General features: G+C 64.7%; 24 protein-coding genes, 1 other RNA gene and 1 riboswitch. Of the genes, 14 read left to right on the forward strand and 11 right to left on the reverse strand.

Translation table 11 applies throughout. The features are described from left to right. Positions 1-17: 17 nt before the first annotated feature. Complete coding sequence (locus N511_RS0119205; RefSeq protein WP_012762606.1) at positions 18-959, reverse strand: CysB family HTH-type transcriptional regulator; 942 nt, start codon at positions 957-959, stop codon at positions 18-20. A gap of 153 nt (positions 960-1112) precedes the next feature. On the opposite strand from N511_RS0119205, the gene N511_RS0119210 reads away from it, so the two are divergent. From N511_RS0119210 to cobA, 7 genes are all read left to right on the forward strand, one after another. Beyond that, on the forward strand, positions 1113-1886 hold the full coding sequence (locus N511_RS0119210) for a sulfite exporter TauE/SafE family protein (protein WP_027680755.1): 774 nt from the start codon (positions 1113-1115) through the stop codon (positions 1884-1886). 125 nt (positions 1887-2011) lie between these two features. Then, on the forward strand, positions 2012-3673 hold the full coding sequence (locus tag N511_RS0119215) for a nitrite/sulfite reductase (RefSeq protein ID WP_027680756.1): 1662 nt from the start codon (positions 2012-2014) through the stop codon (positions 3671-3673). A gap of 17 nt (positions 3674-3690) precedes the next feature. Continuing rightward, on the forward strand, positions 3691-4236 hold the full coding sequence (locus N511_RS0119220) for a DUF934 domain-containing protein (protein WP_012762603.1): 546 nt from the start codon (positions 3691-3693) through the stop codon (positions 4234-4236). After that, positions 4233-5060: a phosphoadenylyl-sulfate reductase gene (locus N511_RS0119225; RefSeq protein ID WP_027680757.1), complete on the forward strand. Its 828-nt coding sequence runs from the start codon at positions 4233-4235 to the stop codon at positions 5058-5060. The genes N511_RS0119220 and N511_RS0119225 overlap by 4 nt, the downstream gene beginning before the upstream one ends. A gap of 20 nt (positions 5061-5080) precedes the next feature. Next, positions 5081-6031 (forward strand): sulfate adenylyltransferase subunit CysD, encoded by a 951-nt coding sequence (cysD, locus tag N511_RS0119230; protein ID WP_027680758.1) that lies wholly within the window; start codon positions 5081-5083, stop codon positions 6029-6031. A gap of 2 nt (positions 6032-6033) precedes the next feature. Next, positions 6034-7341 (forward strand): sulfate adenylyltransferase subunit 1, encoded by a 1308-nt coding sequence (locus N511_RS0119235; protein ID WP_027680759.1) that lies wholly within the window; start codon positions 6034-6036, stop codon positions 7339-7341. A gap of 56 nt (positions 7342-7397) precedes the next feature. Then, the gene (gene cobA, locus N511_RS0119240) at positions 7398-8204 is read left to right on the forward strand and encodes a uroporphyrinogen-III C-methyltransferase (RefSeq protein WP_027680760.1); all 807 of its coding nucleotides are present in this window, start codon (positions 7398-7400) and stop codon (positions 8202-8204) included. A gap of 15 nt (positions 8205-8219) precedes the next feature. Here cobA and N511_RS0119245 read toward each other — a convergent pair whose 3' ends face one another. Then, complete coding sequence (locus tag N511_RS0119245; RefSeq protein WP_027680761.1) at positions 8220-9236, reverse strand: zinc-dependent alcohol dehydrogenase family protein; 1017 nt, start codon at positions 9234-9236, stop codon at positions 8220-8222. Positions 9237-9361: 125 nt separating this feature from the next. Here N511_RS0119245 and N511_RS0119250 point away from each other — a divergent pair, with 125 nt between their 5' ends. Together N511_RS0119250 and N511_RS0119255 are read left to right on the forward strand one after the other, a co-directional pair. After that, the gene (locus tag N511_RS0119250; protein WP_027680762.1) at positions 9362-10258 is read left to right on the forward strand and encodes a LysR family transcriptional regulator; all 897 of its coding nucleotides are present in this window, start codon (positions 9362-9364) and stop codon (positions 10256-10258) included. A 29-nt stretch (positions 10259-10287) separates the two neighbouring features. Continuing rightward, complete coding sequence (locus N511_RS0119255) at positions 10288-10704, forward strand: 5-carboxymethyl-2-hydroxymuconate Delta-isomerase (protein WP_027680763.1); 417 nt, start codon at positions 10288-10290, stop codon at positions 10702-10704. Here N511_RS0119255 and N511_RS0119260 read toward each other — a convergent pair. Genes N511_RS0119260 through lptF form a run of 3 tightly spaced genes read right to left on the reverse strand, consistent with a single transcriptional unit; the run spans position 10701 to position 13383 of the window. After that, on the reverse strand, positions 10701-11072 hold the full coding sequence (locus N511_RS0119260; RefSeq protein ID WP_027680764.1) for a sirohydrochlorin chelatase: 372 nt from the start codon (positions 11070-11072) through the stop codon (positions 10701-10703). The two genes, N511_RS0119255 and N511_RS0119260, sit on opposite strands and share 4 nt — an antisense overlap. Further along, complete coding sequence (lptG, locus tag N511_RS0119265; protein ID WP_081785426.1) at positions 11072-12265, reverse strand: LPS export ABC transporter permease LptG; 1194 nt, start codon at positions 12263-12265, stop codon at positions 11072-11074. The genes N511_RS0119260 and lptG overlap by 1 nt, the downstream gene beginning before the upstream one ends. Then, on the reverse strand, positions 12265-13383 hold the full coding sequence (gene lptF, locus N511_RS0119270) for an LPS export ABC transporter permease LptF (protein ID WP_027680766.1): 1119 nt from the start codon (positions 13381-13383) through the stop codon (positions 12265-12267). Before lptF ends, lptG begins: the two co-directional genes overlap by 1 nt. A 114-nt stretch (positions 13384-13497) precedes the next feature. On the opposite strand from lptF, the gene N511_RS0119275 reads away from it, so the two are divergent. Genes N511_RS0119275 through N511_RS0119285 form a run of 3 tightly spaced genes read left to right on the forward strand, consistent with a single transcriptional unit; the run spans position 13498 to position 15879 of the window. Continuing rightward, the gene (locus N511_RS0119275) at positions 13498-15006 is read left to right on the forward strand and encodes a leucyl aminopeptidase (protein ID WP_027680767.1); all 1509 of its coding nucleotides are present in this window, start codon (positions 13498-13500) and stop codon (positions 15004-15006) included. A gap of 22 nt (positions 15007-15028) precedes the next feature. Further along, positions 15029-15457 (forward strand): DNA polymerase III subunit chi, encoded by a 429-nt coding sequence (locus N511_RS0119280; protein WP_027680768.1) that lies wholly within the window; start codon positions 15029-15031, stop codon positions 15455-15457. Further along, a complete protein-coding gene (locus N511_RS0119285) occupies positions 15454-15879 on the forward strand; it encodes a DUF2486 family protein (RefSeq protein WP_027680769.1) in 426 nt (141 codons plus the stop codon). The genes N511_RS0119280 and N511_RS0119285 overlap by 4 nt, the downstream gene beginning before the upstream one ends. A 55-nt stretch (positions 15880-15934) precedes the next feature. On the opposite strand, the gene ilvD is transcribed toward N511_RS0119285, so the two are convergent. Beyond that, the gene (ilvD, locus tag N511_RS0119290; protein ID WP_027680770.1) at positions 15935-17608 is read right to left on the reverse strand and encodes a dihydroxy-acid dehydratase; all 1674 of its coding nucleotides are present in this window, start codon (positions 17606-17608) and stop codon (positions 15935-15937) included. Positions 17609-17736: 128 nt separating this feature from the next. On the opposite strand from ilvD, the gene N511_RS0119295 reads away from it, so the two are divergent. After that, the gene (locus tag N511_RS0119295) at positions 17737-18681 is read left to right on the forward strand and encodes a LysR substrate-binding domain-containing protein (protein ID WP_027680771.1); all 945 of its coding nucleotides are present in this window, start codon (positions 17737-17739) and stop codon (positions 18679-18681) included. Positions 18682-18695: 14 nt separating this feature from the next. After that, entirely contained in the window at positions 18696-19598 is a 903-nt protein-coding gene (lgt, locus tag N511_RS0119300) for a prolipoprotein diacylglyceryl transferase (RefSeq protein ID WP_027680772.1), read from the forward strand. Between the two features lie 66 nt (positions 19599-19664). On the opposite strand, the gene N511_RS0119305 is transcribed toward lgt, so the two are convergent. The 5 genes from N511_RS0119305 to N511_RS0119320 form a co-directional block, all read right to left on the reverse strand. Continuing rightward, positions 19665-20366, reverse strand: a complete 702-nt coding sequence (locus tag N511_RS0119305; protein ID WP_027680773.1) for an SIMPL domain-containing protein — start codon at positions 20364-20366, stop codon at positions 19665-19667. Between the two features lie 94 nt (positions 20367-20460). Beyond that, positions 20461-20931 carry an EVE domain-containing protein gene (locus tag N511_RS0119310; protein ID WP_027680774.1) on the reverse strand — a complete coding sequence of 157 codons (471 nt, stop codon included), beginning with the start codon at positions 20929-20931 and terminating at the stop codon, positions 20461-20463. A 153-nt stretch (positions 20932-21084) separates the two neighbouring features. Continuing rightward, positions 21085-21304: non-coding RNA, 6S RNA (ssrS, locus tag N511_RS25065), on the reverse strand. 215 nt (positions 21305-21519) lie between these two features. After that, positions 21520-21837, reverse strand: a complete 318-nt coding sequence (locus N511_RS0119315) for a cell division protein ZapA (RefSeq protein WP_027680775.1) — start codon at positions 21835-21837, stop codon at positions 21520-21522. 2 nt (positions 21838-21839) lie between these two features. Then, positions 21840-22160, reverse strand: a complete 321-nt coding sequence (locus tag N511_RS0119320; RefSeq protein ID WP_012762586.1) for a hypothetical protein — start codon at positions 22158-22160, stop codon at positions 21840-21842. Positions 22161-22326: 166 nt separating this feature from the next. Beyond that, positions 22327-22577: riboswitch (cobalamin riboswitch) on the forward strand. Positions 22578-22592 lie beyond the last annotated feature (15 nt).

Consider the following 22592-nt stretch of genomic DNA (forward strand, 5'->3'; position numbering starts at 1 on the left):
TGCAGATTGCCGGCGGATCAAAGCTCGTACGCTTCGTGATCGCCGGACATGAGTTGTTCGACCAGCTTGCGCGTGAGCGTCGGCGCAAACAGTTCGATGAAGGTGTAGACGAAGCCGCGCAGGTACGCCCCTTGTTTGACGCCCAGGTGCGTGACGTTGGTGCCGAACAGGTGTCCGGCCGGAATGGCGCGCAGGTTGCGGTCGCGCTCGGCATCGAACGCGACACCGGCCACGATGCCCACGCCCAGGCCCACTTCCACGTACGTCTTGATGACGTCGGCGTCGATGGCTTCGAGCACGATGTCGGGCTTGATCTGGCGCAGCTCGAACGCGTGGTCGATCTTGGGCCGGCCTGCAAAGTGGTGGTCGTACGTGATGATCGGGTAACCCTTCAGGTCGTCCAGCGTCAGGTGCTGGCGCGACAGAAGCGGGTGGTCAGGCGGCGTCACCACCACATGCTGCCACTGGTAGCCCGGGATCGAGATCAGATCCTTCACGTGCGACATGCCTTCGGTGGCGATGGCGATGTCGGCCTGGTCGTGCAGCACCATCTCGGCGATCTGCGCGGGCGTGCCCTGCTGAATGGAAAGGCGGACCTTGGGATATTTGCGCGTGAATTCGGCGATGGCCTTGGGCAGCGCGTAGCGCGCCTGCGTGTGCGTGGTCGCGATGGTGAAGTTGCCCTGGTCCTGTGCGGCGTAGTCCTTGCCGACGCGCTTGAGGGTTTCGACTTCTTCGAGCACGCGCTCGACGGAGGCGAGGATGCGCCGTCCCGGCTCTGTGAGACCCCGGATGCGCTTGCCGTGCCGGGTGAAGATATCGACGCCCAGCTCCTCTTCCAGCTCGATGATGGCCTTAGAGACACCAGGTTGTGATGTATAGAGCGCTTTTGCGGCCTCTGTCAGGTTGAATTTCTGCCGCACGGCTTCGCGCACGAAGCGGAATTGGTGGAGGTTCATGGCTGCGCGGTCAATAAGAAGAACGGGTGCGAACTGAACGCTACTTATAACCGACGCCATATAAACAAACAATTTTTTATTGGTTTGGGATATGAGGCCAGTTCATTACGATGCTCGAACTTCGTGATAACACGCCCTCACTGTCCCTGCGCCATGACGCTTGCCTATACGATTTCCGGTCTGCTGGTTGGCCTTCTGGTCGGCCTGACGGGCGTTGGCGGCGGCTCGCTGATGACTCCGCTGCTGACGCTAATGTTCGGCTTTTCGCCGGCGACCGCCGTGGGCACGGACCTGGCATTCGCCTCGCTGACCAAGGGCGTCGGCACGATCGCGCACCGCAGCCACGGCCATATCCGCTGGGACATCGTCAAGCGCCTCTGCCTGGGCAGCCTGCCCGCGGCGCTGGTGACGGTGATCGTGCTGAAGAGCGCCGGCAATCTCGATGCTGAATGGATGCACGTGATTCGCCTGACGATCGGCGTGTCGGTCATCCTGACGGTAATTTCGCTGCTGTTCCGCCAGCGCGTGCTGGGCTGGCTGGCCCGCAATCCGCGCTATCGCCTGCAGGGCACCACGCTCGCCGTGGCGACGATTCTCGTTGGCGCGGTGCTGGGCGTGCTGGTGACGGTGTCGTCCATCGGTGCCGGTGCGGTGGGCGCGACGCTCATCCTGATCCTGTATCCCGAGTTGAAGAGCGCCGAAGTGGCCGGCACCGACATCGCCTATGCCGTGCCGCTGACGGCCGTGGCGGGCCTGGGTCACATGTACCTGGGCACCATCGACTGGAACCTCCTGGTGTCGCTGCTGGTCGGCTCCATCCCGGGTATCTGGCTGGGCGCGCGCCTGTCCAAGAATCTGCCGGAACGTCTGGTGCGCGGCGCGCTTGCCGCCACGCTGACGATCACGGCCATCAAGCTGGTGTCGTGATGCGTGAATTCATGCCGGCGCCGCTTGATTGCCGCTGTTGTCGCTGAGACGACAGCAGCGCCATAACGAAACGCATTCCCCCAATTGAATCGCATGCCGGCCCAGCCGGATTGGACTGAACAGTCATGTACCAATACGACGCTTACGATCACCGCCTCGTCGCCGACCGCGTTGCGCAGTTCCGCGACCAGGTGCGCCGCCGTATCTCGGGCGAACTGACCGAAGAAGAGTTCCTGCCGCTGCGCCTCCAGAACGGCCTGTACTACCAGCGCCACGCCTATATGCTGCGCGTGGCGATTCCGTACGGCCATCTGCGCGCCAACCAGATGCGCATGCTCAGCCATATCGCGGCGGAGCACGACCGCGGCTACGGCCACTTCAGCACGCGCCAGAACATCCAGTACAACTGGATCGAACTGGAGCAGGTGCCGGACATCCTGGCCAAGCTGGCCTCGGTCGAAATGCACGCCATCCAGACTTCGGGCAACTGCATCCGCAACATCACGACCGACCAGTTTGCCGGCGTGGCACCGGACGAGGTGATCGACGCGCGCCCGCTGGCGGAAATCCTGCGCCAATGGTCGACGTTCATCCCCGAGTTCGCCTTCCTGCCGCGCAAGTTCAAGATTGCGGTGTCGGCCTCGCGCCAAGACCGCGCCGTGACGCAACTGCACGACATCGGCGTCTACGCCTATGAGAAAGACGGCCAGACGCTGCTGCGCATCCTGGCCGGTGGCGGCATGGGCCGTACCCCGATCCTGGGCGCGATCATCAAGGAAGACCTGCCGTGGCAGCACATGCTGTCGTACATCGAAGCTGCCGTGCGCGTGTACAACCGCTACGGCCGTCGCGACAACAAGTACAAGGCGCGCATCAAGATTCTCGTGAAGGCCATCGGCGCTGAGGAGTTTGCGCGCCAGGTGGAAGAAGAGTGGCAGCACATCAAGGACGGCCCCTCGACCATCACGCAGGCCGAATTCGACCGCGTGGCGCAGTTCTTCGCGCCGCCCGCGTATGAAAAGCTGGCCGACACCGATGCCGGCTATGAAAAGGCGCTGCTGGAGAACAAGGCGTTCGCACGCTGGGTCAGCCGCAACGTGCATCCGCACCGCGTGCCGGGCTACGCCGCGGTCACGCTGTCGCTCAAGCCGGGTGCGGCGCTGCCCCCGGGCGATGCCACGGCCGAGCAGATGGCGCTGGTGGCGGATTGGTCGGAGCGCTTCGGCTTTGGCGAGGTGCGTGTCGCGCACGAGCAGAACCTGATCCTGCCGGACGTGAAGAAGCACGACCTGCTGGAGCTGTGGCAGCTGGCCAAGGAGCACGGCATGGCCACCGCCAACATCGGCCTGCTGACCGACATCATTGCGTGCCCGGGCGGCGATTTCTGCTCGCTGGCCAACGCCAAGTCGATCCCCATCGCGCAGGCAATCCAGGCGCGTTTCGACGATCTCGATTACGTGCACGACCTGGGCGAGCTGTCGCTCAACATCTCGGGTTGCATCAACTCGTGCGGTCACCACCACGTTGGCAACATCGGCATCCTGGGTGTCGATAAGCACGACGAAGAGTGGTACCAGGTGTCGCTGGGCGGCGCGCAGGGCAACGATTCGGCGATCGGCAAAATCATCGGGCCGTCGTTCAAGGCCGAAGAAATGCCCGACGTGATCGAGCGCATCATCGACACCTTTGTTGCCAACCGCACAGAAGACGAGCTGTTCATCGACACCTATCACCGCATCGGCATGACCCCGTTCAAGGAACGCGTCTACGCCCGTGCAGAAGCCTGAATGCGAGGGAAACGAACATGAGCAAGATCATCAAGCTGCAAAACGGTGCCCCGCAAATCGTGGCTGACGAATGGACCGTGCTGCGCGCGCCGGAAGGCGGCGAACTGACGCAAGCCGATGTGGATGCTGCCGCGCACGCCATCGTGCCGCTGGCCTATTGGCAAGCCCACCGCGACGCACTGCTCGGCCGCGCGCGCGCCGGCACGCTGGCCGTCTGGTTAGCTCCGGACGACGAGCCGTTCGCCCTGGAAGCCGATCTGCCGAACCTGTCGCTCGTGGCGGTGGATTTTCCGGTCTTCCGCGATGGCCGAGGCTACAGCACCGCGTTCCTGCTGCGTCAGCGCCTGGGTTTCACGCGTGAACTGCGCGCCATTGGCGACGTGCTGCGCGACCAGCTCGACTTCATGCGCCGTTGCGGTTTCGACGCCTACGCCGTGCGCGCAGACAAGAACATCGACGATGCACTGAATGGCTTCGGCGAGATCAGCGTGCGCTACCAAGGCGCCGTCGACGAGCCGCGTCCGTTGTTCCGTCGCGAGCGTGCCGTTCAGGAGGCCGCGTGAGCGACGTGCAAGACGTGAGCGTGTCCGAAGTGCCGGTGTCCGCAATCGGTCGCCCGGTGCTCTGGACGCGTCCGGCCTACACCGGCACGGCTGAAGCCCTGGCCGCGAAGGAAGCCGCGCTGTTCGAACGCCTGGCTGAGATTGCCGCCAAGCACGGCGTGGCGAAGTTCGCCACCAGCCTCGCTGCCGAAGACATGGTCGTGACCGATGCGATCCTGCGCAGCCCCGAGGCCGTGCGCGCGCACCTGCCGATCTTCACGTTGCAGACGGGCCGCCTGCACGCCGAAACGCTGGAGATGCTCGATCGCGTCCGGGCGCATTACGGTTATGCCATCGAGCAGTACGCGCCGGACGCTCGCGCGGTGGAAGCCTACGTGCGCGACCACGGCCTCAACGCTTTTTACGACAGCATCGAGCTGCGCAAGGCCTGCTGCAACATCCGCAAGGTGGTGCCGCTGAACCGCGCGCTCAAAGACGCCGACGCGTGGCTTACGGGCCAGCGCCGCGAACAGGCCGTCACGCGTGCCGATCTGCCGTTTGCCGAAGATGACGAGGCCCGCGGCATCGCCAAGTACAACCCGCTGTTCGACTGGTCCGAGGCCGAAGTCTGGGCGTACCTCGAGCAGCACAACGTGCCCACCAACGCGTTGCACGACAAGGGGTATCCCAGCATCGGCTGCGAGCCTTGCACGCGCGCGGTGCGTGCTGGCGAGGATGTGCGCGCCGGCCGCTGGTGGTGGGAATCGCGCGACAGCAAGGAATGCGGTCTGCATGCGGCAAATGCGGTGACAAGTTCGGCGACGCACCCGTCGCAACAGAATTGAGCGAAAGCGAAGGAAGAATCATGGGAGTGATGAGCGAGATCCCCGGCACGGCCCTGACGCCGGTGCAGAACGAACACCTCGACTGGCTGGAAGCCGAGTCGATCTACATCATTCGTGAAGTGGTGGCCGAGTGCCGCAATCCGGCGCTGCTGTTTTCCGGCGGCAAGGATTCGATCGTCATGCTGCATCTGGCGCTCAAGGCCTTCCGTCTGGGTGACCGCAAGATCGAACTGCCATTCCCGCTGGTGCACATCGATACGGGGCACAACTACCCGGAAGTGATCCAGTTTCGGGACCAGCGCGTTGCCGAACTCGGCGCGCGCCTGGTGGTCGGCCACGTGGAAGATTCCATCAAGCGCGGCACCGTGCGCCTGCGCAAGGAAACCGATTCGCGCAACGCCGCACAGGCCGTCACACTGCTGGAAACGATCGAAGCGAACGGTTTCGATGCCCTGATGGGCGGCGCCCGTCGCGATGAAGAGAAGGCCCGTGCGAAGGAACGCATCTTCTCGTTCCGCGACGAATTCGGCCAGTGGGATCCGAAGGCGCAGCGCCCGGAACTCTGGAGCCTGTACAACGCCCGCATGGCGCAGGGCGAGCAGATGCGCGTGTTCCCGATCTCCAACTGGACGGAACTCGACGTGTGGCAGTACATCGCCCGCGAGAACCTGGACCTGCCGCCGATCTACTACGCGCATCAGCGTGAAGTCGTGCGCAAGAACGGCCTGCTGGTGCCGGTTACGCCGATCACGCCCAAGGCCGATGGCGACGTGAGCGAAGTCCTGTCGGTGCGCTTCCGCACCGTGGGCGACATCAGCTGCACGTGCCCCGTGGCGAGCACGGCCGCCACGCCGGCCGAGATCATCGCCGAGACAGCCGTGACCGAAATCACCGAACGCGGCGCCACGCGCATGGACGACCAGACGAGCGAAGCCTCGATGGAGAAGCGCAAGAAGGAAGGGTATTTCTGATCATGACAAATCAAGCATCGCACCAAGGCCTGCTGCGCTTCATCACCGCCGGTTCCGTCGACGACGGCAAGAGCACGCTGATCGGTCGCCTGCTGTACGACAGCAAGGCCGTGCTGACTGACCAGCTGCAAGCGCTGGCCAACGCCAAGAACAAGCGTACCGCCGGCGAGCAGATCGATTTCTCGCTGCTGACCGACGGCCTGGAAGCCGAGCGTGAGCAGGGCATCACGATCGACGTGGCGTACCGCTATTTCTCGACCGCGCGCCGCAAGTTCATCATTGCCGACACGCCGGGCCACGAGCAGTACACGCGCAACATGGTGACGGGCGCCTCGACCGCGCATGCCGCCATCATTCTGATTGACGCGACGCGCGTGACGACCGTCGACGGCAAGACTGAGCTGCTGGCGCAGACCAAGCGCCATTCGGCCATCGTGAAGCTGCTGGAACTGCAGCACGTGATCGTGGCCATCAACAAGATGGACCTGGTCGACTACAGCGAAGCGCGCTTCAACGAAATCCGCACCGCCTACGACGCACTGGCCACGCAACTCGGCCTGCACGACGTGCGCTATGTGCCGGTGTCGGCGCTGCGCGGCGACAACATCGTGCATGCCTCCGAAGCTATGCCTTGGTATCAGGGCGAGCCGCTGCTTGCGTTGCTCGAAGACCTGAAGGTGGAAGAGACCGCGCCGGTGGGCGACGATGCGCTGCGCTTCCCGGTGCAGTTGGTGGCACGCCAGGATGGCTCGCAAGCCGATGATTTCCGCGGCTACATGGGCCGTGTGGAAGCCGGCACCGTACGCGTTGGCCAGGCCGTGCGCGTGCTGCCTGCCAACCGCGAAACCACCGTGGCCGAAGTGCTGACGCCCAATGGCTCAGCTGATGCGGCCGGCCCGGGCGAGACCATCACCGTGCGTCTGGCCGACGATGTGGACATTTCGCGCGGCGACACCATCGTCGCGGCTCCGACCACTGCCGCCAACGCCGCCAAGAAGCTGCACGCCGACCTGTGCTGGTTCGACGAACACGAGCTGAACCCGGCGCGCAAATACGTGCTCAAGCACACCACGGCCACCGTATTCGCACGCGTGTCGGATGTGGAACGCGTGCTCGACGTGCATACGCTGTCGCACGAAACCGGCCGCAAGCAGATCGCGCTCAACGATATCGGCACGGTCAATATCAGCCTGCAGAAGCCGATCGTGTGCGATGTGTATGGCGATAACCCGGCCACCGGCGCGTTTATCCTGGTGGACGAAGCCACGCACCATACGGTGGCGGCTGGCATGATCCGTGCGTTTTCCTAATGTAAAAGGGGCGCAGTAACTTGCGCTCCGCCAGGAAAAGGCAAAGGAAGCTGCAAATGGAAGCGAAGACCCACAAGACACTCGGCCACGTGAGCCTGATTGGTGCGGGCCCTGGCGCTGCGGACCTCATCACGGTGCGCGGCGCACGGTTGTTGGGCGAAGCCGAGGTCGTGCTGCACGACGCCCTCGTCTCGCCAGAGGTCTTCCAGTACTGCCCGCAGGCCGTGCTCATTCCGGTGGGCAAGCGATGTGGCAAGCGTTCGACGGCGCAGCGCTTCATCAACCGGCAGCTCGTCGATCTGGCCACGAAGTACCAACGCGTGGTGCGCCTCAAGGGCGGGGATCCGATGCTGTTCGGCCGCGCCGATGAAGAACTGCAGGCGCTGGAGCAAGCCGGCATCGACTACGAAATCGTTCCGGGCATCACGGCCGCGCTGGCAGCCGCATCGGCCATTCGTCAGCCGTTGACCAAGCGCGGCGTCGCTCGCAGCGTCGCGTTTGTTACGCAAGCCAAGGCAACCGATCCGGACACGCCGCAACCCGAAGGCGTCGTGCCCGGCCCCGTCGCGCAGGCCGATTCGCTCGTCTACTACATGGGCCGTGATCAGGCTGCCTCCATCGCAGCCGACCTGATCGCCCGTGGCCGCGTACCGTCGACACCCGCCTGGGTGGTCGAGGCTGCGACCACGCCGGAGCAGCGCTCGGCGTGCTTCACGCTGCAGCAGATGGCCGATGGCGCTGCTGCGCAGTGGATCAACCCCGAGCATCCGAGCCTGCTGATGATCGGCGACGCCTTTGCCGTGCGTGCCTCGGCAGCGGCGCCGGAAATTCTCGCGGGCGAGCCGCATATCCTGGCTGCGTGAGGCCTTCAGCCGGCCTCAGAACGTCAGCGCAATCTTCCCAAACACCTTCCCGGCCTGCAGTGCCCCGAACGCTTCGGGCGCGTCCTGCCAAGGCAGCACCTGATCGACGATCGGGTGCAGGCCGTGCAATGCCAGCGCGCGGTTCATCGCTTCAAATGACGCGCGTGGCCCAACCGAGGCCGGCCGGATTACCGCCTTGCGCGCAAAGATCTCCAGCGGCGTGACGCCGCCCTCGCGCCCGGCGAGGTAACCGACGAGGTGAATCTGTCCCCCCATCCGCAACGCCTTCAGCGAGCGCTGCAGCGTGCCGCCGCCGCCCACTTCGATGACGTGATCGACGCCCCGGCCTTCCGTGCGTGCCAAGACGGCTTCATGCCAATCCGGCGTCGATCGATAGTTGATCGTGTCCGACTCGGGAACGCCCAGGGCCCGGACGCGCTCCAGCTTGGCGTCGCTGCTGGATAGCACGATGGGCCGCGCGCCGGCCATCCGCGCAAATTGCACGGCGAACATCGACACGCCGCCCGTGCCCTGCACAAGGACGGTCTCGCCGGGTTGCAGGTTGCCTGCTTCGATCAGGCAATGCCAGGCGGTGACCCCCGCGCAGGGCAGTGTGGCCGCCTCTGCGTCGCTCAGGTGCGCAGGGACGATCACCGCGCCACCGGCGTCCAGCCGCATGGTGTCGGCCAGCCAGCCGTCGATGGGGCCGCCGAGCATGCGGCGCGTGTCGGCGTTGCGGAAGTCGCCGGCATCCCAACGTTGCCAGAACGTGCCGGCCACGCGGTCCCCGGGGCGCACGCGCGTGACGCGTTCGCCCACCGCCACGACCTCGCCAACCCCGTCCGAGAGCGGAATCAGCGGCAACGGAAAGCGCGTGAAAAAGGTGCCGCAGACGATTTCGAGATCGCGGTAGTTGAGCGATGCGGCGCGCGTCCGAACGATGACCTCGTCGGGCGCGGGCGTCGGGTCATCCCGTTCGATGGGGCGCAGGGCATCGATGCCGTAACCGTCGGTCAGAGCCAGGGCTTTCATGGGTTCCTCTTCGCTGAAGTTTTGGTGGCCGCGCACGAGGCGCGTCTGGCACGACTGTGGCGCATGTCATAAGATGAATCCAATTCAATTTGGTCAGAAAAAACATAACGAAGAGGAATGTCGACATGCTCGAGGAAATGCGTACCTTTGTGCTGTTGGCGCAGACGGGCTCGATCGCTCGCGTAGCGGAGCGCCTGCCGCTCACGCAGCCGGCCGTCACCAAGCAGATTCAGCGGCTTGAACGCGCGCTGGATACCGTGCTCTTCGACCGTCGCGTCAAGCCATTCCGCCTGACAGCCGAGGGCGAGGCGGTGCTTGCCCGGTGCCGCACCATCGTCGGCGAATTCGAAGCGTTGCGCGGGAGCGTGCGGTCTTCGGGCGAACCGGAAGGCGTGCTGCGTGTGGGCGTCAGCCACGCCGTGGGCGACGCGCGATTCGCGCGTGTACTGTCCGGCCTGCGGGAGCGCTATCCGGCGGTGTCGTTTTGTTTGAGCTGCGAGTGGGGCGGCGTCCTGCGTGAGCGTCTTCAGCGCGCCGAGCTGGATGCAGCGCTGTGGCTGGCGCCCTCAGGTGTTACCGGCCATCGATCGGACGGCGGTATCCGCGTGATCGGCACGGAGCCGGTCAGTCTCATTGCCGCGCCCTCGCGCAAGCTGCCGGCCGCCGTGTCGATGGCGCATGTCCGGGACGAAGCCTGGGTGCTGAATCCGGCCGGGTGCGAGATGCGCGCCTGGTTGCTCGGGCGCTACGAGGCTGATCGGCTGACACCAAACGTGGCTGCAGAGGTGCAATCGGTGCCGTTGCAGCATGCGTTGGTGGCGGAGGGTTTCGGGCTCGGCTTCGCGCCGTTGCGACTCATCGGCGCCCAGCTTGCCGAGGGCGCGCTCTCGGCGCACAAGCTGGCAGCGGCGCCCGCACTCTGGGATGTGTGCGTGCAACGGGGGCCGTCGCTCGGCCGGCTGGGGCGGGTCGTGGATGCGCTCGAAACGGCGCTGTCCACTGAAGCCGCGGTGGTGCGTTAATCACCTAACGTTCTTTTCAGGCGCCTGCGATGCCGCACGTCATCATTGAATACACCGCGAATGTCGAACCCGATGCGCGCATCCCCGAGCTGATGCGCACGCTCAACGATGTGCTGATCGGCCACGCCGATGTATTTCCCACCGCGGGCATCCGCACGCGCGCGCTGCGCCTGGACCAGTACCGCATGGCCGACGGCGGTGCGGACGACGCCTTCATCCACGTGACGTTCAGGATCAAGGCTGGCCGGCCCAAAAACGTGACGGGGCCGATCTGTGCGGCTATGTTCGCCGCCATGCGCGCGCATCTGGCCGACGTGTTTGCGCGCCGTTATCTCGGGCTGACACTGGAGCTGGTGGAGTTCGACCCGCACGGCTTTCACGTCGAGAACAACGTGCATGCGCGCTTTGCGCGCGTAGCCCAATCGCAGCAGGACGGTCTGGCTTAGCCGAGTTGGCGGACGCAGTAACCGGCGATGGCGTCGAGCACGGCGTCGTCTTCGCCAACGGCGTCGACGCAACGGATGGAAAGCGTGGGGTGAGCCTGCGCGCATTGCGCGATCAGCGCAGGCAGATCGCGCCGCAAGTGGCCGCCCTGGCCGAAGAACACCGGCACGATGGTGATGCTCCGCGTGCCCTTTGCGGCCAGGTCTTCGATAGTGCCCGGCAGATCGGGCGCCATCAGTTCGAGAAAGGCGAGGCGTGTGTCGACGTTAGGCTGCTGCGTTGCCAAACGCTCGCGCAGGCGGTCGAACGGTTCACGCCAGCGGGCATCGCGCGCGCCGTGCGCAAACAGAACAAGCGCGCGGGCCGCCATCAGTGGCGCTCCACCCAGCGCAGGCTGACCAGCGCCAGTGCCAGATACAGCGCGCCCGGCACGATGGCCGTGAAGATGGCCGGCCAGGTGTTCAGCAGGCCGACGTGCGAGAACAGATTGTTGACGAGCTGGAACGACAGCCCCAGCATGATGCCGCCGAACACCTTCAGGCCGACCGCCCCCGCACGTGCATGCAGATACGCAAAGGGCAGGGCCAGCGCCATCATCACCAGCACGGTGAACGGATAGACCACCTTCTTCCACAGCGCGATCTCGTAGCGCTGCGTGTCCTGCTTGTTGTCGCGCAGGTGGCGGATGTACTGGAAGAGGTCCAGCGTGGCCATGCGGTCGGGTGTGACCATCAGCACCGACAGGATCTGCGGCGTCAGCTCGGAGCGCATCTCCTGGTGCGGCAGCTTGGTTTGCTCGCCGCGGAAGTCGGGCGCCAACGCATCGGGTGCGCCCGGCACGGCCTGCACGGTGTCTTGCGGGGCGACTGTGCCGGGCTTGCGCGGGAATTCAATGAAGCGCGTCTCCGTCACGTCGTTCAGTTGCCAGTTCTGGTGGCCCTGGTAGCGCGCCTGCTCTGCCACGCGGATCGAACTCAGGCGGTAGTCCGAATCGAATTCATAGATGCGCAGGCCCTTGATGGACTGGTCCGGCTGCAGTGCGCCCACGTTGACGAAGCGGGTCACTTCGCCGCCCGTGCCGTCGGGCTTGGCGGGGCCACGATCCTTCACCCACACGCCTGAACGGAAGCCGGCCGACACCGTCGCGCCCAGCGCTTCCAGTCGCACCTTCTGTGCGTACTCTTCTGCTTTCGGCCCGATGAATTCACCAAAGATGTACGTCACGAGAGCCAGCGGCAGCGCAATCTTGAACAGCGACAGCAGCGCCCGCCGCGTATCCAGCCCCGCCACGCGGAAGATCGTGAACTCCGACTGGCTTGCCATCTGCGAAAACACATAGATGGCGCTGATGAGCGCCGCCACCGGAATCACCTCATACACCCGCGTCGGCGCCTGCAGCATCACGTGGAAAAACGCGACCAGCGTGGTGTAGCGTCCGACCACCGAGCCCAGCTCGCCCAGCATGTCGAAGAAGATGAACAGCGCCAGCACCGCAAACAGGATGAAGACGAACACGCCGTAGATCTGGCGCGCGAAGTACTTCTCGTAGACGGGCATCTTCATCATGCACCCGCCTTCTTGGGCGCAAAGCCGAGCACGGCGGAAATCCCCTTCAGGCCGGCCGCACTGTAATGCCGGAAGCGGAACAGCAGCACCGCGCAGATGAAGGCGACGAGGTGGATCGGCCACCAGGCCATGAACACGTTCATCTTGCCCTGCGAAACCCACGCCTGCGACAGGTTCAGCAGGTTCGAATACGTCAGGTAGATCAGCACCGCGAAGATCATCGGTGTGTAGCGGCCCAGACGCGGGTTGACGTAGGCCAGCGGAATGGCGATCAGCACGAAGTTCAGCGCCAGCAGCGGCAGGCCGATCCGCCAGACCAGTTCGCCGAGGTTCTCGGGCGTCGGATTGGCGAGCAGGTCCTTGGTGGAGCGGCTCTTGGTCGGCAGGTTGGCGTCGGCCTGGGGTGGCTTGTTGGCGACCTTCACGCCGTATTTGTCGAATTCGACGATGCGGTAGTCGAGCTTGCCGGGCGTGCCTTCATAGCGGCGGCCCTTGTCGAGCACGACAAAGCGGTCGCCGTTGGGCATGGTCTTGAATTCACCGGTCTTGGCCATCGCCACGCCGATCTTGTCCTGCTCGGCATTGGCGACGAACAGGTTGCGGGCGTGCTTCATGCCGTTATCGACGCCCTCGATGAAGAGCACGTAGTTACCGTGCGCGGGCTCGATGAAGCGGCCGGCGGAGATCATCGACAGCACGTCGCGCTGCTCGAAGCGGTCGCGGAACAGCGCGCTCTGCTGGTTGGCCCACGGCCAGCCGAACAGCGCCAGCAGCGCCACCAGCACGATGAACGGCAGCGAGAAGCGCAGCACGGGGCGGATGAAATCCGTCAGGCTGATGCCCGAGGTGAACCACACCACCATCTCGGAATCCTTGTACCAGCGCGTCAGCACCAGCAACACCGAGATGAAGAGCGTGGCGCACAGCAGAATCGCCAGGTAGCCCAGCGTTGCCAGGCCGATAAGGAGCAGGACGTCGTTCGGATTCGCCTCGCCGTTGGCGGCCATGCCGAGGATGCGGATCACCAGGGTGGTCAGCATGAACGTCAGCAGCACGAGAAAGACGGCGCCGGCGGTGAAGGACAGCTCGCGTCGCAGGGCTTGTTCGAAAATCATGCGGATGCGGGATGGGAGGGCGAGGTCGTGACCAGTGTGCGTTCCACCGGAGCCCCTGCGCAAAATCGCGGATAATATGGGCTTTCGTTGACTCGCCTCATAGAGAGAAGCGCGATGGAATTTAGCACAAAAGCCCTGGACTGGGCCAAAGCCGGCGCGTTGGCCGCCAAGAGCGATTGCCTCGTGATCGGTCTGTTCGAGTCGCAGACCCTGGCCGGCGCCGCAAAGGCACTGGACGTGGCCACCAAGGGCTTGGTTGCCCGCCTCGTCAAGTTGGGCGATTTTGAAGGCAAGCGCGGCACGTCGCTGCTGCTGCACGAAGTGGCCGGCGTGGGCGCCGCCCGCGTGCTGCTGGTCGGTCTGGGCAAGGAAGCCGACTTCACCGACCGCGCCTACGCCGAAGCCGTGCGCACCGCACTGCGCGCGCTGGCCAGCACCAAGGCCGCCAGCGTGACGTGGACGCTCACCGAGCACACCGCGCGCGACAAGGACACCGCCTGGGCCGTGCTGACCGCCGTCACGCTCATCCGCGAAGCCAGCTACCGCTTCATCGAGCGCCACCCGGAACTCAAGAGCAAGCGGGACAAGAGCAGCACCGGTCTGCGCAAGCTCGTGCTGTCGGTGCCGGCCGCCGACGCCAAAGCAGCCAGCGTGGCCGCCACGCGCGGTACCGCCATCGCCAACGGCATGGACCTCACACGTGACCTGGGCAACCTGCCGTCCAACATCTGCACGCCGACCTACCTGGCCAACACCGCACGCCAGATCGCCAAGGATTTCAAGCTGAAGGTCGAAGTGCTCGGCCGCAAGCAGATCGAAGCCCTGAAGATGGGCGCCTTCCTGGCCGTGACCAAGGGCAGCGAAGAGCCGCCGCAGTTCATCGTGCTGCGCTATGAAGGCGGTCCCGCCAAGCAGGCTCCGGTGGTGCTGGTCGGCAAGGGCATCACGTTTGATACGGGCGGCATCTCGCTCAAGCCGGGTGAGGGCATGGACGAGATGAAGTACGACATGTGCGGCGCTGCCTCCGTGCTGGGCACGCTGCGCGCTGTGGCAGAGATGGGCCTCAAGCAGAACGTCATCGCCGTGGTGCCGACCTGCGAGAACATGCCCAGCGGCATCGCCACCAAACCGGGCGACGTGGTGACGAGCATGTCGGGCCAGACCATCGAGATCCTGAACACTGACGCCGAAGGCCGTCTGATCCTGTGTGATGCGCTCACCTACGTGGAGCGCTTCAAGCCGGCCGTGGTGATCGACGTTGCAACGCTCACGGGCGCCTGCATCATCGCGCTGGGCCACATCAACACCGGCATGTACGCCCGCAGCGATGCGCTGGCCGATGCCCTGGTGGCGGCGGGCAAGCAGTCGCTCGACACCGCGTGGCGCATGCCGCTGGACGAGGAATACCAGGAACAGCTCAAGTCCAATTTTGCCGACATGGGCAATATCGGCGGCCGCCCGGCCGGCAGCGTGACGGCCGCCTGCTTCCTGGCGCGCTTTACCGAAAAGTACGACTGGGCCCACCTCGACATCGCCGGCACGGCGTGGAAGAGCGGCGCAGCCAAGGGCGCCACGGGCCGCCCGGTGCCGCTGCTGACGCGCTTCCTGATGGACCGCGGTTGACGAGCCGGAGGCACTGCACTGTATGACCCGCGTCGATTTCCACAGCAATGTGCCCGGCAAGCTGGCGTACGCGTGCCGGCTCGTGCGCAAGGCCTACGGCGCGGGCCAGAAGGTGATTGTGGTCGGAGATCACGCTGCGCTGGAGGCGTTCGACACGCAGCTGTGGACATTCAGCCAGCTCGATTTCCTGCCGCACTGCGGCCTGCGGCATCCGCTCGCCGCGCAGACACCCATCCTGCTGGCCGATGCAACCGAGCCGCTGGACGACGCGCCGCATCACGACATCCTGGTCAACCTGTCGCCTGAGCCGCCTGCGCTGTTCGCGCGCTTCAGCCGGTTGATCGAAATCGTGGGCGATGACGATGCCGATCGCGCCGCTGCGCGCGATCGCTTCCGTTTCTACCGCGATCGCGGTTATCCGATCCAACACCACGACGTGGGGCGCGCATGACCGACGGACGCTATCCCGGGTCCCAGGCGGACAACAACATCCCGGTTCTGACGGAGATCGTCGAACTGGTGGACGCTGCACCCGCTGTAGCGCCCGCCGCACCGCCGCGCACGCCTGCTGAAGCCTCCAACGCAGACATCCCGCCCGCCCTGCGCGAGCAAGGCCTTGCCCCCACGTCGGCCATGCCGCCCGCAGGCACCGACGCCGCCCGCGTGATGGGCGACGTGATGTGGCGTTTCCAATCCGAATGGCCTGCGTTGATCGAAGCGCAATGCCGCGCCGCCATGGAATCGCGCCTCTCCTTGCTGAGTGAACAGCTCGCAGCGGAATTGACGCGCACGCTGGAGGCCCGCCTCATGGATTGGCTGGGCGCCGCGCTGGACGATGCGCTCGCCGCGCAGCAGAAGCCGCCGCAGCGCTGATCGCGCAAAGAAAAACCCGCCGTCTGGCGGGTTTTTTGTGGGTGTCGCCAACAACTCAGTCCGTTACCGCACCCTTGCTGGCCGTTGCTGCCAGTTTTGCAAACTTCGCCAGCACACCACGCGTATAGCGCGGCGCCGGCTGCTTCCACGCGGCACGGCGGCGGGCAAGCTCGTCGTCGGGCACATTCAACTGAAGCAGTCGCTGGTGCGCGTCGATGGTGATCGAATCGCCTTCGTGCACGAGGCCGATCGTGCCGCCCACATACGCTTCAGGCGCGACGTGGCCGACCACCATGCCCCACGTACCGCCCGAGAAACGTCCGTCGGTGATAAAGCCGACCGACTCGCCCAGGCCCTTGCCGATGATGGCTGACGTCGGGGCCAGCATCTCCGGCATGCCCGGACCGCCCTTCGGCCCCAGATAGCGCAGTACGAGGATGTCACCGGCCTTGATCTGGTCGCCCAGGATTGCGCTCATCGCGCTTTGCTCGTCGTCGAACACGCGCGCCGGGCCGGTGATGACCGGGTTCTTCAGGCCGGTGATCTTTGCTACGGCGCCTTCCTCGGCAAGATTGCCTTTCAGGATGGCGAGGTGACCTTCCTTGTAGAGCGCCTTGTCGATGGGCAGGATCACGTTCTGATCGGCGCGCGGCTGGTCGGGCACATTGGCGAGTTCTTCCGCCAGCGTCTTGCCCGTGATGGTGATGCAATCCCCATGCAGCAGGCCGGCGTTGAGCAGCAGCTTCATCACCTGCGGGATGCCGCCGGCCTCGTGCAGGTCGGTGGCCACATACTGGCCCGACGGCTTGAGGTTGCAGATGACGGGCACGCGCTGGCGGACCCGCTCGAAGTCATCGATGGTCCATTCCACTTCCGCCGCGTGAGCAATGGCCAGGTAATGCAGCACGGCGTTGGTCGAGCCGCCGGTCGCCATGATGACGGCCACGGCGTTTTCGATGGATTTGCGCGTGATGATGTCGCGCGGCTTCAGGTCGCGGCGCACGGCTTCGACGAGCACGCGGGCGGATTCGGCGGCGCTGTCGACCTTCTCCTGATCGGGATTGGCCATCGTCGATGAATACAGCAACGACATGCCCAGCGCTTCAAACGACGAACTCATCGTGTTGGCCGTGTACATGCCGCCGCACGAACCGCTCGACGGGCAGGCGTTTTTCTCGATGCCCTCGAAGTCCTCCTCGCTCATGCGACCGGCGGTGAATTCGCCCACGGCCTCGAACGACGAGACGATGGTCAGGTCCTTGCCCTTCCAGTGCCCCGGCTTGATGGTCCCGCCGTACACGTAGATGCCCGGAACATTCGTGCGCGCCAGGGCGATCATGCCGCCGGGCATGTTCTTGTCGCAGCCGCCGATGACGATGACGCCATCCATCCATTGGCCGTTGACGCAGGTCTCGATGCAGTCGGCAATCACTTCGCGCGAGATCAGCGAGAACTTCATGCCCTCCGTGCCCATCGACATGCCGTCGGAAATGGTGGGCGTGCCGAAAATCTGCGGATTCGCGCGGGCGTCCTTCACGGCAGCCACCGCGGCATCGGCCAGTTTCTGCAGGCCGGAGTTGCACGGCGTGATGGTCGAATGGCCGTTGGCCACGCCGATCATCGGATTGTTGAAGTCGTCTTTCGTGTAGCCCAGCGCGTAGTACATCGAGCGGTTGGGCGAGCGCGCCACGCCCTGTGTGATGTGCTGGGAACGCTTGTTGTCTGGCATGGGGGTCTCCGTGGGATCGGCACTATCGTTGTAGTCAACTGGCTGGCGCCCAGCATGCGCTTGGAGAAATGGCGCGTCAAATATATTATTGAGCGATTATTGAGTCGTAAAAAGTATCAATTGCCGATATGGATCTGCGCCAGCTTCGCTACTTCGTGACCGTTGCCGAAGAACTGCATTTCGGGCGCGCCGCCGAGCGGCTTTCGATGACGCAGCCGCCGCTGTCGCAGCAGATTCGCGCATTGGAAGACGAACTGGGCGTCACGCTGTTCCACCGCACGCAGCGATCCGTGGCGCTGACGGCCGTCGGCGCGCGCTGGCTGGGCGAGGTGCGGCGCGTGCTGGCAGAGGCGAACGCGCTGCCGGGGCTCGCACAGCGGCTGGCGCGCGGGGAGGTGGGCACGCTGTCGCTGTCCTTCGTCAGCACCGCCGATTACGGCATCCTGCCGGCCTTGCTGCGGCATTTTCGCGATGCACGCCCCGATGTGCAGCTTCTGCTGCGCGAGGCCACGAGCGAAGTGCAAATCGAAGCGCTCCTGGCGGGCGATGTGGATGCCGGCGTCGTGATTGCACATCACGCCGGCTCCGTGCCGGGCGAGCTGGAATACCGCCCGCTGGTGCGCGAGCGCCTCGTGCTGGCGGTACCCGCGTCGCGCGCGGCGCAATGGGGCGCGGCGCCCGGCGAGCCGATTGCCCTGGCGGACGCCGCGGCCGAACCGCTGATCATCTTCCCGCGGCGGTCCGCGCCTGCGCTGTATGACATCATTACCGGCTATCATGCCGCGCACGGCGGACGGCCCGAAGACCCCGGGGCCGCTACGCGCATCGGCCAGGAAGCCATTCAGATGCAGACCATCGTCAGCCTGGTTTCCGCCGAGATGGGCGTTGCGCTGGTGCCGGCATCGCTATGCAACCTCCAGCGGACCGGCGTGGTCTATCTCGAACTCGCCGCGCCAAGCCCGATCATCGAGACCGGCCTGGTGTGGCGGCGCGATGCGGCTTCGCCGGTGCTGCCGTGGTTCGTGGCCAGTGCCGAAGCCGTCGCCAGGCTGCAAGAAGACAACCAAACCTGACACCCACAGGATTCATGCTCATCCATCCGCAATTCGATCCCGTCGCCCTGCATCTGGGGCCGCTCGCCATCCGCTGGTACGGCCTGATGTATCTGGCGGCGTTCATCATGTTCCTGTGGTTCGGCCGCCTGCGCACGCGCCAGCCGCACATCGCCGCCGAAGGCTGGACCGGGCGCGACCTCGACGACATGCTCTTCTATGGCGTGCTCGGCGTGATTCTCGGCGGTCGCCTCGGCTACGTGCTGTTCTACAAGGCCGATTGGTATTTCGCCCACCCGCTCGACATCTTCAAGGTCTGGGAAGGCGGCATGGCCTTCCACGGTGGCTTTCTCGGCGTGGTCGTGGCGATGATGCTGTATGCGCGCATGCGCGGCCGCTCGTGGATGCAGGTGACCGATTTCATCGCGCCGATGGTGCCGTGCGGCCTCGCGGCGGGACGCCTTGGCAACTTCATCAACGGCGAGCTGTGGGGCCGCGTGTCGTCGCCCAACCTGCCGTGGGCGATGATGTTCCCGCAGGCGCAGGGCGAAGACCGCGAGTGGTTGCTTTCGCATGCGCAGGAGGCCGTCACCAGCGGCCTGCAGGCCATTTTCGACCAGTACCACATGCTGCCGCGCCACCCCTCGCAGATCTACCAGTTCCTCGGCGAGGGCGTGCTGTTCTTCATCCTATTGTGGCTGTATGCGCGCAAGCCCCGGCCGATGGGTGCGGTGTCGGGCGCATTCCTGCTCGGCTACGGCGTGTTCCGCTTCGCTGCGGAATTTGCGCGTGAGCCGGACAACTTCCTCGGCCTGCTCGCGGCGAACCTGTCGATGGGGCAGTGGCTGTCGTTGCCGATGATCCTGATCGGCATCGCCATGCTGGTCTGGTCCTATCGTCGTGCAGGCAACGGTGCAAAAAGCCAGGCACACGCCTGACGTCGCCGCCGCGCAAAGAAAAAGCCACCGGACTTCGGTGGCTTTTTTCATGGAGCGGCTCGCGGCTTACTTCAGCATCTGCACGGCGCCGGAAACCGTCACCGTCACCTGCGCCTTGCCGCCCTCGATGGGCACCGGCGCCGAATCGAACGATGCCGGAGCGGCTGCCATGCGCATCATCGGACGCGGGCCCGGATTGTTGCTGCCCTCGCTCACGTGCACGTCGCGGATCGTGTAGCTCGAGTAGCCAAACAGCTTGGTGGTCGCCAGAGCCTTGTCGCGGAACGAACTCACAGCCTGATCGATCAGCTTGGCTTCCGCCGCCGTGCGCGCTTCGCGCGAGAGCGTGAAGTTCACGTTCTGCACCTGCATCTGGTTAGCCAGCTGGCCGGCCAGCTTGGACGCCGCCGCAAAGTCCTTCGACGTGATGCGCACTTCGGCCCGGCCGCGCCAGACGCTGATCTTGCCGTTGCGATCGGTGTTCGGATAGATATTGAAGCCGCCCGTTTCGGCCTGCACGCCGGTCGTGCGCTTCGCCTGGTTGATCACCTCATCGGCCTTGCGCGACAGCGTTGTGGAGATGGCGCCCGGGTCCGCTCCTTCCTGCTCGGCGCTTAGCGTGAGCGTGACGGTGTCGGTCGGCACTTCGGCCACGGCCTGGGCATCCAGCGAAAGCACGCCCGAATGGTTCGTCTCAGGAGCGGCCTGTGCGAAAGCAGTCGTCATCATTGCAGTCCCCAAAATGGTTGCGGCCAGGACAGATTTCATTGTGTTCTCCCAAAAAAGCAATGTGATGCGTCTGACTGGCTCCTACGCGCATCGTTCATCACGTTTGTAACAATTTCCCGCCGCGCACCGTCATTTACTCAGGATCGCGCATCAATTTCGTGGTGATGTAACGCCACTGCGCCGGTGTGACGGGTGTGATCGAAAGGCGGTTACCGCGTTGCAGCACCGTCATGTCGGCCAATGGTTCGTGCGCACGCAGCGTCGGCAGATCGATCAGTGCGCACTTGCGTACGAACTTCACGTCGACGAGCATCCAGCGGGGCGCTTCCGGCTTCGACGCGGGATCGTGATAGTGGCTTTTGGCGTCGAACTGTGTGGGATCCGGATAGCTGGTCGAGCAGACTTCCGCCAGCCCCGCGATGCCGGGCTGCGGACAGGACGAGTGGTAGAACAGCACGCCGTCGCCGATGCGCATGCGGTCACGCATGAAGTTGCGCGCCTGATAATTGCGCACGCCGGTCCAGGGCAGGGTGCCTTCGGCGTGCAGCGTGTCGATGCTGGCCTCGTCGGGCTCGGACTTCATCAACCAGTATTGGGTGGCCATCGTGTGAGACGCGCGGGCGACGTGCGGAAGTGGCGGTGTGCGCAGCATAGCAACACGGCCGCCGCCTCGCCATTGGCCGCGCACCAACGGCGAGCGCATTCACGATAGGCAAAGAAAAAGGCGGTAGCGCACATGTGCACTACCGCCTTTTGTTGGGTCCCCACCTTGGCCGCTAGACCCGCATCCTGAACCCAAGTGAGGTTCAGAGTGGCAGCGGAAGCCGCATTTCGGGTACATCACCGGCGCAGGGAGCCCACGACTTGCGTCGCACGCTATGCACTGGAAGACGCGCTCGCCCACACGGCATATCCCGCACCAAGCAATGCTTATCGGTTCAAGGAATTAATGGCCATGGCGAACCAGGCAGGGAAACTGTCAGACGCATCATCACGCTGTGTTTCGAGCGCATGGCGATGCGTCTGAGAGATTCATCGCAGGCAACCGTTTTTCTCGACTCTGTAGCCGCTAAAGCCTTATGGTGTAAGGGTTTGCGGGAGATGCCGGAAGCCATTGGGTGACACTATACACCCGTTCGCATCCGAACCCAAGCCCGGATGCGATCCGGTTACAAACACGTTTTGTACTGAATCAAATGACTTCGCCGTACTGGCGCAGGGCCTCGTCCGTGCGGGCGTTCAGGTCGGCCAGCTTGGCGCGAATCGTGTCGATCGGCAGGGCGGAATCGGATGCCGCCTGGCGTTGCATCGACAGCAAATCCGATGCGATGCTGATGGCGGCCATCACGGCGACGCGCTCGATGCCCTTGGTGTTCGAGCCGTTCTTGATGCGCGTCATCTGGTTGTCGACCATGGCTGCGGCTTCACGCAGCGCGGCCTCGTTATCGGCGGAGACAGCGAACTTGTAGGGCTGCCCGGCGATGTTCACTTCAATTTGCTTGCTGCTCATGCTTAGGTCTCCGAGTGCGGGGCGGGGGCGGCCGCTGTATCGTCGGCGCCTGCGGCCTGGCCGAGGAGGTCAAGCTGGCGGGCGTCGGTGGCCGTGGGCAGCTTGTCGAGAATCGATTGGATGCGCAGTTGCGCTTCTTCGATCTTGGCATTGAGCACGCTGCGATCGGCGACCATCGCGTCGCGCTCGGTCTTGAACGCCTCGGCTTCCGCCTGAAGCCGCTCGACTTCGGCGCGCAGGCGCTGGTTCTCGGCGGCGAGCGCATCGGCGTGACGCAGCACGCGCGCGATCTTGCCGGCAAGTTGTTCGAGTTCGTTCAGCATTGTTTGTCAATCAGAATCGAGTGGGGGGATTTTAGCCGATCATGCGCGTCGCGCCTGTCCTCCATACGGATGCGCGATAGGCGGCGGCATGAGGCGACGCACTGGGCACAACGTGCGGAGGTGTGTTTTTACCGCGACTGCGACGGGTTTGGGGTGCCTTTTCCGTTAAACTTCGGCGCGTCCTGGTGCCCGCAGCACCATCTGCAGTTAAACGGGAAGCAGGGAGCGCGCGCCCCAAGCGATGCGCCAACCTGCGCTGCCCCCGCAACGGTAAGCGAACGCCGCGTGTACCCGCCATCTCGCCAACAAGAAGATGGGTGCCGCGCGGTCTGTCCATACGCCACTGTTCCTTCGGGAATGGGAAGGCGGACAGGCCGCTTCGCCAGCCCGGATACCGGCCAGGACGGTGGATCTCAGAGCCGATGTGCAACC

It is taken from the genome of Ralstonia sp. UNC404CL21Col (genome assembly GCF_000620465.1).
In the GTDB taxonomy this organism is placed as follows: Bacteria; Pseudomonadota; Gammaproteobacteria; order Burkholderiales; family Burkholderiaceae; genus Ralstonia; species Ralstonia flatus.

Coding starts and splice junctions, on each gene's coding strand:
- N511_RS0119280 (WP_027680768.1), top strand. CDS start 15,029: ATGACCCGCGTCGATTTCCACAGCAATGTGCCCGGCAAGCTGGCGTAC.
- cysD (WP_027680758.1), top strand. CDS start 5,081: ATGGGAGTGATGAGCGAGATCCCCGGCACGGCCCTGACGCCGGTGCAG.
- N511_RS0119320 (WP_012762586.1), bottom strand. CDS start 22,160: ATGCTGAACGAACTCGAACAACTTGCCGGCAAGATCGCGCGCGTGCTG.
- lptG (WP_081785426.1), bottom strand. CDS start 12,265: ATGAAGATGCCCGTCTACGAGAAGTACTTCGCGCGCCAGATCTACGGC.
- N511_RS0119205 (WP_012762606.1), bottom strand. CDS start 959: ATGAACCTCCACCAATTCCGCTTCGTGCGCGAAGCCGTGCGGCAGAAA.
- ilvD (WP_027680770.1), bottom strand. CDS start 17,608: ATGCCAGACAACAAGCGTTCCCAGCACATCACACAGGGCGTGGCGCGC.
- N511_RS0119245 (WP_027680761.1), bottom strand. CDS start 9,236: ATGAAAGCCCTGGCTCTGACCGACGGTTACGGCATCGATGCCCTGCGC.
- N511_RS0119310 (WP_027680774.1), bottom strand. CDS start 20,931: ATGGCCACCCAATACTGGTTGATGAAGTCCGAGCCCGACGAGGCCAGC.
- N511_RS0119315 (WP_027680775.1), bottom strand. CDS start 21,837: ATGAGCAGCAAGCAAATTGAAGTGAACATCGCCGGGCAGCCCTACAAG.
- N511_RS0119220 (WP_012762603.1), top strand. CDS start 3,691: ATGAGCAAGATCATCAAGCTGCAAAACGGTGCCCCGCAAATCGTGGCT.
- N511_RS0119235 (WP_027680759.1), top strand. CDS start 6,034: ATGACAAATCAAGCATCGCACCAAGGCCTGCTGCGCTTCATCACCGCC.
- N511_RS0119255 (WP_027680763.1), top strand. CDS start 10,288: ATGCCGCACGTCATCATTGAATACACCGCGAATGTCGAACCCGATGCG.
- lgt (WP_027680772.1), top strand. CDS start 18,696: ATGCTCATCCATCCGCAATTCGATCCCGTCGCCCTGCATCTGGGGCCG.
- N511_RS0119305 (WP_027680773.1), bottom strand. CDS start 20,366: ATGAAATCTGTCCTGGCCGCAACCATTTTGGGGACTGCAATGATGACG.
- lptF (WP_027680766.1), bottom strand. CDS start 13,383: ATGATTTTCGAACAAGCCCTGCGACGCGAGCTGTCCTTCACCGCCGGC.
- N511_RS0119285 (WP_027680769.1), top strand. CDS start 15,454: ATGACCGACGGACGCTATCCCGGGTCCCAGGCGGACAACAACATCCCG.
- N511_RS0119275 (WP_027680767.1), top strand. CDS start 13,498: ATGGAATTTAGCACAAAAGCCCTGGACTGGGCCAAAGCCGGCGCGTTG.
- N511_RS0119215 (WP_027680756.1), top strand. CDS start 2,012: ATGTACCAATACGACGCTTACGATCACCGCCTCGTCGCCGACCGCGTT.
- N511_RS0119250 (WP_027680762.1), top strand. CDS start 9,362: ATGCTCGAGGAAATGCGTACCTTTGTGCTGTTGGCGCAGACGGGCTCG.
- cobA (WP_027680760.1), top strand. CDS start 7,398: ATGGAAGCGAAGACCCACAAGACACTCGGCCACGTGAGCCTGATTGGT.
- N511_RS0119260 (WP_027680764.1), bottom strand. CDS start 11,072: ATGGCGGCCCGCGCGCTTGTTCTGTTTGCGCACGGCGCGCGCGATGCC.
- N511_RS0119295 (WP_027680771.1), top strand. CDS start 17,737: ATGGATCTGCGCCAGCTTCGCTACTTCGTGACCGTTGCCGAAGAACTG.
- N511_RS0119210 (WP_027680755.1), top strand. CDS start 1,113: ATGACGCTTGCCTATACGATTTCCGGTCTGCTGGTTGGCCTTCTGGTC.